General features: G+C 43.9%; 11 protein-coding genes. 3 read left to right on the forward strand and 8 right to left on the reverse strand.

Annotation, left to right across the window (positions count from 1 at the left end):
- The first annotated feature begins 208 nt into the window (after positions 1-208).
- From gatC to gatB, 3 genes are all read left to right on the forward strand, one after another.
- A complete protein-coding gene (gene gatC / locus NKI27_RS14290; RefSeq protein WP_265046709.1) occupies positions 209-496 on the forward strand; it encodes an Asp-tRNA(Asn)/Glu-tRNA(Gln) amidotransferase subunit GatC in 288 nt (95 codons plus the stop codon).
- 91 nt (positions 497-587) lie between these two features.
- Positions 588-2,042, forward strand: a complete 1,455-nt coding sequence (gene gatA, locus NKI27_RS14295; protein ID WP_265046710.1) for an Asp-tRNA(Asn)/Glu-tRNA(Gln) amidotransferase subunit GatA — start codon at positions 588-590, stop codon at positions 2,040-2,042.
- Between the two features lie 83 nt (positions 2,043-2,125).
- Entirely contained in the window at positions 2,126-3,595 is a 1,470-nt protein-coding gene (gene gatB / locus NKI27_RS14300) for an Asp-tRNA(Asn)/Glu-tRNA(Gln) amidotransferase subunit GatB (RefSeq protein ID WP_265046711.1), read from the forward strand.
- 218 nt (positions 3,596-3,813) lie between these two features.
- Here gatB and pdxJ read toward each other — a convergent pair whose 3' ends face one another.
- The 8 genes from pdxJ to NKI27_RS14340 all read right to left on the reverse strand — a co-directional run bounded on the left by pdxJ (position 3,814) and on the right by NKI27_RS14340 (position 13,219).
- Positions 3,814-4,563: a pyridoxine 5'-phosphate synthase gene (gene pdxJ, locus NKI27_RS14305; protein WP_265046712.1), complete on the reverse strand. Its 750-nt coding sequence runs from the start codon at positions 4,561-4,563 to the stop codon at positions 3,814-3,816.
- The gene (gene recO, locus NKI27_RS14310) at positions 4,544-5,332 is read right to left on the reverse strand and encodes a DNA repair protein RecO (protein WP_265046713.1); all 789 of its coding nucleotides are present in this window, start codon (positions 5,330-5,332) and stop codon (positions 4,544-4,546) included. Before recO ends, pdxJ begins: the two co-directional genes overlap by 20 nt.
- Before the next feature lie 30 nt (positions 5,333-5,362).
- On the reverse strand, positions 5,363-6,289 hold the full coding sequence (gene era, locus NKI27_RS14315) for a GTPase Era (RefSeq protein ID WP_265046714.1): 927 nt from the start codon (positions 6,287-6,289) through the stop codon (positions 5,363-5,365).
- Positions 6,290-6,339: 50 nt separating this feature from the next.
- Complete coding sequence (gene rnc / locus NKI27_RS14320) at positions 6,340-7,020, reverse strand: ribonuclease III (RefSeq protein WP_265046715.1); 681 nt, start codon at positions 7,018-7,020, stop codon at positions 6,340-6,342.
- Positions 7,017-7,382 (reverse strand): DUF4845 domain-containing protein, encoded by a 366-nt coding sequence (locus NKI27_RS14325; RefSeq protein WP_265046716.1) that lies wholly within the window; start codon positions 7,380-7,382, stop codon positions 7,017-7,019. Before NKI27_RS14325 ends, rnc begins: the two co-directional genes overlap by 4 nt.
- A gap of 67 nt (positions 7,383-7,449) precedes the next feature.
- Positions 7,450-8,262, reverse strand: a complete 813-nt coding sequence (lepB, locus tag NKI27_RS14330) for a signal peptidase I (RefSeq protein WP_265046717.1) — start codon at positions 8,260-8,262, stop codon at positions 7,450-7,452.
- Between the two features lie 124 nt (positions 8,263-8,386).
- Positions 8,387-10,186 (reverse strand): translation elongation factor 4, encoded by a 1,800-nt coding sequence (lepA, locus tag NKI27_RS14335; protein WP_265046718.1) that lies wholly within the window; start codon positions 10,184-10,186, stop codon positions 8,387-8,389.
- Between the two features lie 282 nt (positions 10,187-10,468).
- On the reverse strand, positions 10,469-13,219 hold the full coding sequence (locus NKI27_RS14340; protein WP_265046719.1) for a bifunctional diguanylate cyclase/phosphodiesterase: 2,751 nt from the start codon (positions 13,217-13,219) through the stop codon (positions 10,469-10,471).
- Positions 13,220-13,356 lie beyond the last annotated feature (137 nt).

Here is a 13,356-nt window from a genome sequence, read left to right on the forward strand (position 1 = left end):
GCAACTTTAACAATGGAGGGTATTTTGAGCAAGATAGAATTACGAAAAGCCTTACATAATCATCAATTTCGCAATAAAAAACCAAATTTTTGCCCTGATTACCCTCTTTTCCTTCTCAAAATGGCACCATATCTATTGGAATCCTGTTAGTATAACCGATTGTTTCAAATTTTTGCGTAATTTATATAACGTTAGAGGGAGAACACCCGTGTCGATTAAGCGCGAAGACGCAGAAAACATTGCCCGTTTGGCAAAACTGCAGGTTAGCGATGACCAACTGGAAAAAATAACTGGTGATCTGTCCAACATATTAAGCTTGGTAGACCAGCTACAAGCTGTGGACACAAGCAACATTGAGCCAATGGCACATCCTATGGACGCCATTCAGCGACTTCGAGCAGACCAGGTAACAGAAACAAACAACCGAGAAGCCTTCCAGAAAATAGCACCTGCTACTGAAGACGGCCTCTATCTGGTACCCAAGGTCATTGAATGAGCCTTATTGACCCGTGATTAAACGCTCAAACAAAAGCGCACACGAATCAATATTCGAAATTACCGTCAAACTCTAAAGATCAAAATTAGCCATGCACAATAAAACTGTAGCCGAACTTTCTAAAGGGCTAGCCAACGGATCATTTTCTAGCGTTGAGCTAACCCAACATTTCTTAACTCGCATAGCGCAGCAAGACTCTGCCCTAAACAGTTTCATTACAGTATGTAATGATGAGGCACTTGCTGAAGCAAAAGCCGCAGACGCAAAAATTGCTGCGGGAGAGGCCACTGCCTGGACAGGTATTCCTTTTGCGCACAAAGACATTTTTTGTACGCAAGGCATTAAGACCAGTTGCGGCTCTAAAATGCTTGATAATTTCATCCCTCCATATGATGCAACCGTCACCCAGAACTTTAAACAGCAAGGTGCGGTCTGCTTGGGTAAAACCAATATGGACGAGTTTGCGATGGGTTCTTCAAATGAGTCCAGCTATTATGGTCGTGTCGTCAATCCATGGGGCGACAATTTAGTACCTGGAGGTTCCTCAGGAGGCTCAGCTGCCGCAGTAGCCGCTAGACTAACACCCGCCGCCACCGCAACAGATACTGGCGGTTCCATTCGTCAACCCGCTGCCTTATGTGGTGTTACCGGACTTAAGCCAACCTACGGTCGAGTATCAAGATACGGCATGATTGCATTTGCATCTAGCCTTGATCAGGGCGGCCCAATGGCGAGAACCGCTGAAGATGCCGCCATGATGCTAAATGTTATGGCAAGCTATGATGCTAAAGATTCAACCTGTATTGAGCGAGATGTACCCGATTATACCGCAACGCTAAATAACAGCATTGAAGGGCTAAATATTGGCCTACCAAAAGAATTCTTTTCGAGTCACCTTGGCTCAGATATGCGCCAACAAGTTGAAAACGCTGTCAAAGAACTTGAAAAACTAGGCGCAAACATAAAAGAAATAAGCCTGCCGCATACCGAGCTTTCAGTACCCGCATATTATGTTATTGCGCCGGCTGAATGCTCCGCTAACCTATCTCGATTTGACGGCGTACGTTATGGTTATCGCTGCGAAGATCCAAAAGACCTAGAAGACCTCTATTGCAGAAGTCGATCCGAGGGTTTTGGTGACGAAGTTAAACGCCGAATCATGGTCGGCGCCTACGCGCTTTCGGCAGGTTACTACGATGCCTATTATAGAAAAGCACAGCAAGTGCGACGACTTATCAAAAATGACTTTAGCGCTGCATTTAAGGATGTCGACCTAATCGTTGGGCCAACCTCACCCTCTCCCGCTTTTGGTTTCGACTCTAAAGGTGATGACCCCGTTAAGATGTACCTTGAAGATATTTTCACCATCTCAACCAATCTAGCAGGGCTTCCTGGCATGTCGATTCCGGCAGGCATGGTTAATAACCTTCCAGTTGGCCTACAGTTAATTGGTAATTATTTCGATGAAGCACGCTTACTTAACGTGTCTCATCAATTTCAACAAGCAACAGACTGGCACACTAAAACACCCAAAGGTTTTGAATAAGTAACACCTTCGGGTACTCAAACATAAGTGCCATAAAGGCCCCAATTAGCCACTCACCTGCCTATTAATAATAGGCAGGAATTATGAGCAAAGAGGTTTATAGTATGCAATGGGAAACAGTGATCGGATTAGAAATCCACGCTCAACTCTCCACCCAATCAAAAATATTTTCGGGTTCAAGCACCACATTTGGCGCAGAGCCTAATACCCAAGCATCTGCCGTAGACTTGGCAATGCCTGGCACCTTACCCGTACCGAATGAACAGGCGTTTCGCAATGCTATTAAATTTGGCCTTGCGATTGATGCAGATATCAATAAGCGATCTGTTTTTGAACGTAAAAACTACTTTTACCCTGACCTACCCAAAGGTTATCAAACAACACAACTTGATCAACCGATCGTCGGCGCAGGGCGGGTAGAGATTCAGCTAAAAGATGGCAGCAAAAAAACCATCAGGATCCACCACGCACACCTTGAAGAAGATGCAGGAAAGTCACTCCACGAAGATTTTCACGGCATGTCAGGCATTGATTTAAATCGCGCTGGCACCCCCTTAATTGAAATCGTCACCGAACCCGACATGAGAAACGCAGAGGAAGCGGTCGCGTTTGCTCGCAAGCTACACAGTCTTGTGTCATCAATCGGCATTTGTGATGGTGAAATGTCTCAAGGTTCCCTTCGTTTTGACGTAAACATTTCTGTTCGTCCAAAAGGTGAAGAAACACTTGGTACTCGAACCGAAACGAAAAACCTAAACTCTTTCCGTTTTATGGAAAAAGCAATAAAACTAGAAGTAGAGCGCCAGATCGAATTAATTGAAGAAGGCGGCGAAGTTAAACAAGAGACTCGCCTTTATGATGGCGACAAAGATATTTCTCGCTCAATGAGAAGCAAAGAAGAAGCAAACGATTATCGCTACTTCCCATGCCCCGACCTTTTACCTGTTGTATTTGATGACGACTACATTGACGCTATACGAGCAACGCTTCCAGAGCTGCCTGATGCGCGACAAGCACGTTTTATATCCCAGTACGGCTTATCTGAGTACGACGCAGCCATCTTGAGCGCTGAAACAGCTACCGCTAACTTTTTTGAAGCCACGGTTAACACCTGTAACGATGCCAAATTGGCCGCTAACTGGGTTTCAGGTGAGCTATCTGCTCGCTTGAATAGCGAAGAAAAGAGCATTTATAGCATCGAGTTAAAAGCAGAGCAATTGGGCACGCTGATTAATCGAATCAAAGATGGAACCATTTCATCATCTGGTGCAAAAAAGGTATTTGACGCCCTTTGGTCAGGCGAAGATAACAATGTCGACAAGCTGATTGACGCTAAAGGCTTGAAGCAGGTATCGGATACTGGTGCACTTGAAAAAATTGTTGATGAGGTACTGGAAGGCATGGCAGACCAGATTGCCCAGTATAAAGAAGCCGATGATAAAAAACGGAAGAAATTAATGGGCGGATTTATGGGACCATTGATGAAAGCGTCTAAAGGGCAAGGAAACCCTAAGTTGTTTAATGAGATATTAGCTAAGAAGCTGACTGACTAGTCCGACTGCCATCTCGCTAAAGCGACACTCCCACAAAAAAGTACATACCACTCTTTTTTGTGGGAGTATCTCCGCGTCGGGCTAAAACCCGACGCAGACTAAAACCTTTCTACACCCGCTAGATACAAAACAATGAATTCAATGTGTTAGATTATTAAGCCATTTTCAACAAAGTGCTTGCCCTTGAGTAGAGCACCTAATAAGGCATCGTGTTAATACTACCTAGACGCCCGTTCAATAATCGCTTTCATCTCTTCCACCGCATCTTTTAAACCCACAAAAACAGCATGAGCGATGATGCTATGCCCGATATTAAGTTCGTTGATGCCTTTAATCGCCGCAATCGCATCAGTATTGTGATAATGCAACCCGTGCCCAGCATTTACGATTAACCCTTGGCTAAGGGCGTACTCCACACCCGCTCTAACCTTCTCAAACTCTAACGCAACAGCCTCTGGGGTGGTCGCATCAGCATAGTGCCCAGTATGAATTTCAATAGCTGGCGCTCCACAGCGAACAGCAGCATCTATCTGAGCAAAGTCTGCATCAATAAAGAGTGATGCTTCACTATTCATATCTGCTAAACGCGTACAGGCTTCTTTAATTTTTGCCTCCTGCGACAGTACATCAAGCCCCCCCTCGGTGGTTAACTCTTCTCGCTTTTCAGGTACCAAGCAACAATGCTCTGGCTTTACACGCTCAGCAAATAACAGCATATTATCAGTCACGGCCATTTCAAGATTCATACGCGTGTTAAGTGTTTCTTTTAAAATTAGAACATCACGCTCTTGAATATGCCTTCGGTCTTCACGAGGGTGGATGGTAATCCCATCTGCGCCAGCTTCTTCTGCCAGTAACGCAGCCAATACAGGGTCAGGGTATCGCGTTCCTCTAGCCTGTCGAAGTGTCGCGACATGATCAACATTAACACCTAACAATACCCGCGATTTATGGTCGACTTGCGCCATATTTTTTTAACTCCCTTGTTTTTGCAATTAACTCTCTACTCTTTAGGGGCTTTCCACCTAAAAGATGATCTATCATCAACCGTGACAAGCGCTTAGCCACCAACAACGTCTCTTTTCGACTTAGGTCAGATTGGGATAACTCAATAAGCTGAGAGCCTTTAATAGTGTATTGCCTAGCAACTCCACCGATATTACAGTTAAATTCAGTATAACTATAGGGAGGGTTATCAAAATCGTCGATTCTGATAAAACCTTTTTCAGGCAACCAATAATAATGTGCATATAGATCGATATCCCGCTCTGCACCGGCTTCTTGTGTAAAACTCGGAAAGGCGCCAAGTTCTTTTAACATACGAAATTCAAAGACCCTAAGTGCAGGCTCCAATGAATCTTTATTGGCCATACTGCCCATCACGTCAGCATACGCTGCAAATAGTTTAGGAGCAGACTGACCTGTTTGAAGTAGTTTTATGAGTATTTCATTAAGATAGAGCCCACTATAGAGATAATCACCTCTAAGGGAGGGAAGTTTGCTACCTAACTCCAAGTTAGTCAGGGTTTTAAGATCTGAGCGCCCCTGCCAAGCCATTAGAAGTGGCTGAAAGGGTTGCAGCATCCCTTTTAAGGGGCTAGAAGGACGATGAGCGCCCCTCACAACCAGTCGTAATACACCGTAATTCAGGCTAAAGATATCAATCAATAAGCTTGTTTCGCGATATTGGCGACTATGCAAAAGATAAGCAGGCTCTCTTGAAACAGGTGTCGCCATAATACACTAACTCATTGTTAAAGCCGTTCACTAGCGGTCAGTATACCCTAGGCTTTTCAGCGCTCGCTCACTATCAGCCCAGCCACTTTTCACTTTCACCCACAAGTTAAGCATGACTTTACTTTCAAATAGGCGCTCCATGTCGAGTCGCGCATCACGTCCAATAATTTTTAGCTGTCCGCCTTTTTCACCAATCACTATTTTCTTTTGGCCTTCTCGTTCTACCAGAATTTTAGCGCTAATTCTAAGTATTCGTGCCTCTTGCTTAAATTCTTCAATTTCGACGGTTACAGAATATGGGAGTTCGTCACCCAACTGCCGCATAACCTTTTCTCTAACCAGTTCTGCCGCCAAAAATCGTGACGTTCTATCGGTTACCTGATCTTCAGGATAGTGATGTACACCTTCAGGAACAAAACTCGCTACGACTTCTTCAAGCCGATCTACGTTATGCCCTTTTTCAGCTGAAATAGGCACAATGTGCGCAAATTCCATCTTGGTAGACACTTCACTTAAGTAAGGTAAAAGTGAGGTTTTATCTTGAATTCGATCGGTCTTATTAACCGCTAGCACGACAGGACACCGTGCTCGCTTTACTTTTTCAAGTACCAACTCATCATCATCGGTCCATTTTTGGCGATCGACAACAAAAACCACCAAATCCACCCCTTTTAATGCATCTGAGGCGGCCTTATTCATAAACCGGTTAATGGCCTTAACTTCTTTTAAGTGAAGCCCAGGCGTATCAACGTAGACCACTTGAACATCATCAAGGGTTTTAATACCCAAAATTTGATGACGCGTTGTTTGAGGCTTACGCGATGTAATACTGAGTTTTTGCCCCAGTATATGGTTCAGCAGTGTCGACTTGCCGACATTAGGCCGACCGACGATAGCGACAAATCCACAACGCATTTCGTTTTCTTCACCTTGTGAACCTTGTTCTTTATCACTCATATTTTTCCAGTACCGCTTATTTAAATCTAGATAACAAAACTAAAAACCAACTACTCTTCAAGGCCCAGAGCGGTTAACGCTACTCGAGCCGCTTTCTGCTCTGCAATTCTGCGACTACTACCACTGCCTTTCGATTTCTGTTTCAGCATGTCAATATGACACTCAACATAAAACGTTTGGGCATGTGCTTCCCCCTCAACAGTCACCACCTCATAATCAGGCAGCGCTTGCTGACGGGACTGAAGAAACTCTTGCAATCGTGTCTTAGGGTCTTTCTGGGTATCTTGCAGCGTAAGACTTTCTAGTCGACTACTGTACCAATACAACACACGCTCTTTAGCGGCTTCAAACCCTGAATCATTAAAAATAGCACCGATAATCGATTCGACTGCATCTGCAAGAATGGATTCTCGGCGGAAACCGCCACTTTTCAATTCACCGGAACCCAGTAAAAGATAATCACCTAAGCTAAATTCTTTTGCAATTTCAGCTAAGGTAACTCCTTTAACTAATTGAGCCCTAAGACGACTCAACTGCCCTTCCCTCGCTTTTGGGAAACGCCGATAAAGATCTTCTGCAATAACAAAGTTGAGAATCGAATCTCCCAAAAACTCTAATCGCTCATTATTATTAGCGCCCACGCTTCTGTGCGTTAACGCAAGGACTAATAATGACTCGTCTTTAAAGCTGTAGCCGATTAGCCGCTCAAGGGCTTTATTAGAACTACTCACTGTACTTTCGTTTCAAAGTGATTTTCAAAAGAGGCAACCGCATCAATATTTTTGAAGATGTTTTCTCTCTTTTCATAGTTCACGTCAATCGATAACAAACCATCATCCCGCGTAATCACTATCTTTTTAGTATCGAAATCTCGAACGTTATTAATGGTTAATCGCTTGCTAAAAGCACTGATAATTTCGTCGTCCCCCAACTCAGCAATATTCGTTTGAGCACCAATATCTTCTAGTACTTTAGCAATTGTCATATTATCGAAAAACATGGGGGCCACTTTCATCACAATCGTCAAAATAGACGCCGCGAGAAATAAAATGACCATTATCGATAGCGCCGATGCACCTTGTTGATTTTTCATAACCTACCCTTCTCATTACTGTTCGTGCTTAAGGTGATTCAATACCCAACGATTTGAAGCATCTCATTTAATCAATAGAGCCCACTCTAGAAAAGCTGGGTAGCGAAGTGAGTGACTTCCAGTGCATCCAAATTGCAAAGGCCTTGCCGACCACCATTTCGTCAGGTACCAACCCCCAATAACGGCTATCGTTGCTGTTATCGCGGTTATCCCCCATCATAAAGTAATGCCCCTGGGGGATTTCCCACTCACCCTCGCCCTGACCTGGGCGCGTTCTAGATGTCTTGTAAATTTGATGCGAGACAGCGCCTAATTGCTCTTCAAATAGCTGCATAGGCGGTAAATTCGCAACATGGGTTTCTTCTATTTTCTTATTATTAATATAGAGGGTTTTATTACGATAGCTAATAATATCACCCGGTACACCGACTACTCGTTTGATATAGTTAGTCTTTTGGTCTACCGGATAACGAAACACCATCACGTCACCTCGTTGAGGGTCGCCTACTTCTAATACTTTTGTTCCGGCAACAGGCAATCGAACACCGTAACTAAACTTATTAACTAAAATAAAGTCCCCCACTAACAATGTGGGTAGCATCGAGCCCGACGGAATCTGAAAGGGTTCAACTAAAAATGATCGTAATACCAGCACAATCGCCAAAACAGGGAAAAACGAGCGCGACATTTCAACCAACCAAGGTTCATCTGTCTCGGCGTCAGTTTGATTTGCAACTGCCGCAACACTACCCTGCTCACCAATAGGAGCCTTATCTGCTGCTTCCTTACGTCTAGGATACCAAATAAGGCGGTCTAGCCCCCAAATAGCACCCGTAACAAAGGTTAATACCACCAGTATTAACGGAAAATCTAAATCCATATCAGTACCCAATTTATAACCAAGTTTTATTGTGCAGTATTAACGCTCTATTATTTCGTTTCGCTTAACAGTGCCTTCCGTCTTATAACATGATTGACGCTATAAGACGTTCGACCCTGCTAAGCTAGCTATCAATCTTCAGCACAGCGAGGAAGGCCTCTTGCGGTATCTCAACGTTACCCACTTGTTTCATCCGCTTTTTACCTTCTTTCTGCTTCTGAAGGAGCTTTTTCTTTCGACTAACATCGCCGCCGTAACATTTTGCGGTTACGTTTTTACGCAATGCCTTCACCGTTGTTCGAGCAACAACCTGACCGCCAATGGTCGCCTGAATAGCAACATCAAACATCTGACGCGGTATTAGCTCTTTCATCTTTTCAGTCAACAAACGCCCTTTTGAAGCCGCATTGTCTTTATGCACAATAATCGCTAACGCATCTACTTTTTCGCCATTGATAAGCACATCTAAGCGAACCAAGTTAGCAGGCTCAAAGCGAACAAAGTTATAATCAAGAGAAGCGTAGCCTCGGCTTGCTGACTTGATACGGTCAAAGAAGTCTAGAACCACTTCATTCATCGGCAATTCATACTTAAGTGATACTTGCCCACCCACAAACTGCATGTCTTTTTGAATACCCCGTTTCTCAACACACAGGCTAATAACATTACCGAGGTGTTCTTGTGGTACCAGTATATTGGCCTCAACAATCGGCTCTCTCATCTCTTCGATCGAACCAAAGTCAGGGAGTTTGGAAGGGTTATCTACATGTAGAACATCGCCAGCACGGTTGACCACTTCAAAAATTACCGTCGGTGCGGTAGTAAGAAGATCAAGGTCATACTCTCGCTCCAGACGCTCTTGAATGATCTCCATATGGAGCATACCAAGAAAGCCGCAACGGAAACCAAAGCCAAGCGCATCTGAGGTTTCTGGCTGGTATTGCAAAGACGCATCATTGAGCGTTAACTTCTGTAGGGCATCGCGAAAGTTTTCATAGTCATCTGTACTCACCGGAAATAACGCGGCAAAAACCTGAGGTTGTACTCGCTTAAAACCTGCCAATGAAGGTACATCAGGGGTCTTGGACAGTGTAATCGTGTCACCCACTGGTGCCCCATGAATATCTTTAATGCCTGCAACAACAAAACCTACTTCGCCAGCCTGCAACACACCCGTTTCTGTACGTTTGGGCGTAAAGATACCAACTGAGTCTACCTGCTCAACCTTACCCGTAGACTTAATTATAATTTTACTACCTTTTCTAAGCGTACCCTGCATGACGCGAACAAGCGACACGATACCTAAGTAGTTATCGAACCAAGAATCAATAATCAGCGCTTGAAGATCGGCATCTACATCCCCCTCGGGCGGTGGAATTCGAGCAATCAAATCCTCAAGAACATCTTCTACGCCCATGCCACTCTTAGCACTACAAGGCACTGCCTCTTGCGCATCGATACCAATAATGTCTTCTATCTCTTTCTTTACACGCTCAGGTTCAGCCTGCGGAAGGTCCATTTTGTTAAGTACAGGCACCACTTCGAGGCCTTGCTCTATAGCGGTATAGCAATTTGCAACCGACTGAGCTTCAACACCTTGAGCAGCATCTACAATTAAAAGAGCCCCCTCACAAGCCGCCAATGAACGAGACACTTCATACGAGAAATCAACGTGCCCAGGCGTATCGATAAAATTCAACTGGTACGTTTCGCCATCTTTTGCCTTGTAATATAGCGTTACGCTCTGCGCTTTGATGGTGATGCCTCGCTCACGTTCAATATCCATTGAATCAAGAACTTGAACGTCCATTTCTCTTGCAGTAAGGCCGCCGCAGGTTTGAATAAACCGATCCGCTAAAGTGGATTTACCATGATCGATATGAGCGATGATTGAGAAGTTACGGATATTTTTAAGACTTTTCACTATAGAGTTATCACTGATTAAGGCTGTTATCGTGTCCTTATGAAGCAAGATCGACCATTCTGAAAATCAGAACCGACTACTCTGAAGAACCATTTTTATTGTCCTATTAGAACAAACAATATCTTTTGGTCTCACCTTTTAACTCACAGCAAATAGCCGCATAACAAAAGGTGAGGCCAAAAGAACAAAACATTTTAGTTCATTTAGATGCTCAACGAAAGGAAGGTAAGATTTCTTTATGTGTACAAATAGCTAAATGTGTAACATTAAACCAAACAACCCTTAATTATCAGGGTTAGTACCATATATAAACCGCTCTTTTTGTCCTTGCTCGAGATTAGACAAGTATCCTGCCAACTGTTCTTCGTCTAGCGCATGACTGAACAAATTCCCTTGGGCCAATTCACAGTTTGCCTCTTGCAGAAACTTCAACTGCTCGCGAGTCTCGACCCCTTCAGCAATAACATTCAAGTTCAGCTTATGCGCTAACGCGATAACCGCATTGGTAACTTCTCTGCTTTTCTGATCATAAGGGATACCTTTAACGAATAACCGATCAATTTTTACACTGTCGATAGGTACTTGGCTCAGGCTTCCTAGCGAACAATAACCGGTACCAAAATCATCCAACGAAACCATCACGCCGAGACGTTTTAATGACTGAACAAATTCCATCATAGCTTGCGTTTCGAGCATCAGCATATTGGCAGGCAGCTCAAGCTCAAGCTTAGTAATGTCGACACCTGTTTCTTCGACAACTCGAGCAAATAGGTCAATAAAGTTAAGGTCAGATACCTGCTTAGTCGATAGATTTAGGGACATAATATAATTTTCAAAGCCCGCTTTCTCTAAAGCCACACACTGTAAGCAAGCTTGCCGAAACACCCATTCACCTAATTTATGAATTAAGCCACTATCTTCGGCCAATTGAATAAACTGGTCAGGGGCAACAATTCCTCTATCGGGGTGGTTCCAACGAACCAATGCCTCCATCCCCACAACCGACTGATCGCTCAACTTAACGGTAGGCTGGTAGTGCAGCACGAACTGAGACAACTCAATGGCGTTCCTTAACTCCTCTTGCATTAGCATTCTACGTGCCGCACGAATATTCATCGAATTAAGGAAAAACTGATAATTATTTCGACCGACTTCTTTCGCTCGATACATTGCCAAGTCAGCAAACTTCATTAAGGATGTAGCATCATCACTATCACTTGGAATCATGGCAATACCAATGCTGACAGTAACGCCAATATCATGGTCATGTAATCGAACCGTTTGACTTAATGCATTCAAAATACTATCTGCGACCTTAGCCACCGCATCAGAGTTAGCCACTTCTGACAGTAACACGGTAAACTCATCTCCGCCTAAACGAGCCACCGAGTCTTCATCTCTAACGCAATTTTTTAACCACCCAGCCACTTGCTTTAACAACATATCACCGGCGTCATGACCAAGTGTGTCGTTTATACGTTTAAACCCATCCAAATCCAAAAATAAAAGTGCTGCTTGATGCCCTCTTCGTTTGCACGTTATAACCGTATGCTTCAAGCGATCTTTAAACAACTGACGATTTGCCAACCCGGTTAACTGATCATAAAACGCCAACCGATGAAGTTCAGTTTGGGCCACTTTCAACGCTGTTAAATCTCGGAAGTTAACCACTACACCGCGCACACCAGGTACATCTTGCATCGCCGTATAACTACCTTCCATATTCATCCAACGCCCATCTTTATGTTTAATTCGAGCATGATTAACCGCCACAGACAGACCTGGTTTTTTCAATGCATCTTCAAAAGATGCCTGAGTGATAGGAAAGTCATCTGGGTGAACAATGCTCTCAGGGCTTTGTTTTTTCAGCTCGGCAAGGTTATAGCCTAAAATACGCTCACAAGAAGGACTGGAGTAACTCACCACACCATCATTATTAATTATGACGGTTATATTCGTGGTATCTTCAGTAATAGCTCTATATCGCCCTGCATTAGCCAACGCTATCAGCCTTGAGCGAAGCAAAATGAGCGTCACAATAAAGACCAAAAAACTCACTATCACGCCTGAGATCAAGACAATAGTAGGACGAGGGTCTGAAGCCAAGAAATCAAACGCAGGCGTTGTACGCGTCAGTAGCAGCCATGTTTTACCGCCATGCTCTATCGTTCTAGAGTTCTCAAATGAGTAAACATCATCAAGGTTTCCGAGGTTTGAAGCATACATCAAACGCTCATCTATGATGACATCACTGTCGTAGATACGAACATCTAAAAACGGTGCAATGAGCCCAACAATACCATCCATCAAGTTATTCATACGGAAGGCACTAAATACAAAACCGTTTAATGTCGCTCTTCTATCATCGGTAGTGATTAAGGTCTTTTCGCTCTCATAAACAGGAAAGTACATAACAAACCCAGGCTGAGTCTCATCGACCTGCTCTTGCACTAACACGACCTTTCCTGTCATTGCCGCCTGACCACTATCACGAGCCATTTCCATTGCTTTTCGATGAGCAGGGTCACCAAACGCATCATAACCGAATGCTTTTCGGTTACGCTGAGTGGCGGGCTCAAGGAACACAACTGGGTGATATTCGTGACGGCTACCTGTCGGGCTTAATAAGTAATTTGGCAGCCCTTGAGACCTAATTTTTTCAATATGATCGGCAACGCCACCTTCAGTGACTTTTTCTGTAAACCCTATACCCTGAATACCAGGGTAATACCGCTCTATGTCCAGTTTAGTCACATAGGTTCGCCAATCGTCCCGACCAATTAAGTCAGCGACGGCAAAAAGCCCTGCACTGCCAGCTAATACCTGTTCGTAATTCAGTAAACGCTCTTCAATCGCTGTTTTAAGTTGTTGTGACTGATTTTCAAAGTGGGCTTTAGTTCGGTCTTTAACCAGTAAAATAGACAGCTGCCATAAAGAGGCGGTCATAAGAAGCGCTATCAACAATACCATCCAAGCGAGTTTGGAGTTTCGATACCGTAATAGAAATGCTAATGACTCTTCCTTTTTATCCATGCTTTACTCTTCTGAAGGGGCGGAATGGGTATAAGTATTTATACGTAACTGTAAGAGTATAAACAAAAAAGGAGCGGGGTCACAGTCAAGACAGCCACTATGACAACACCGCTCCTTTAAATGTTGACAGAAAAATG

Source organism: Alkalimarinus alittae, from assembly GCF_026016465.1.
GTDB lineage: Bacteria > Pseudomonadota > Gammaproteobacteria > Pseudomonadales > Oleiphilaceae > Alkalimarinus > Alkalimarinus alittae.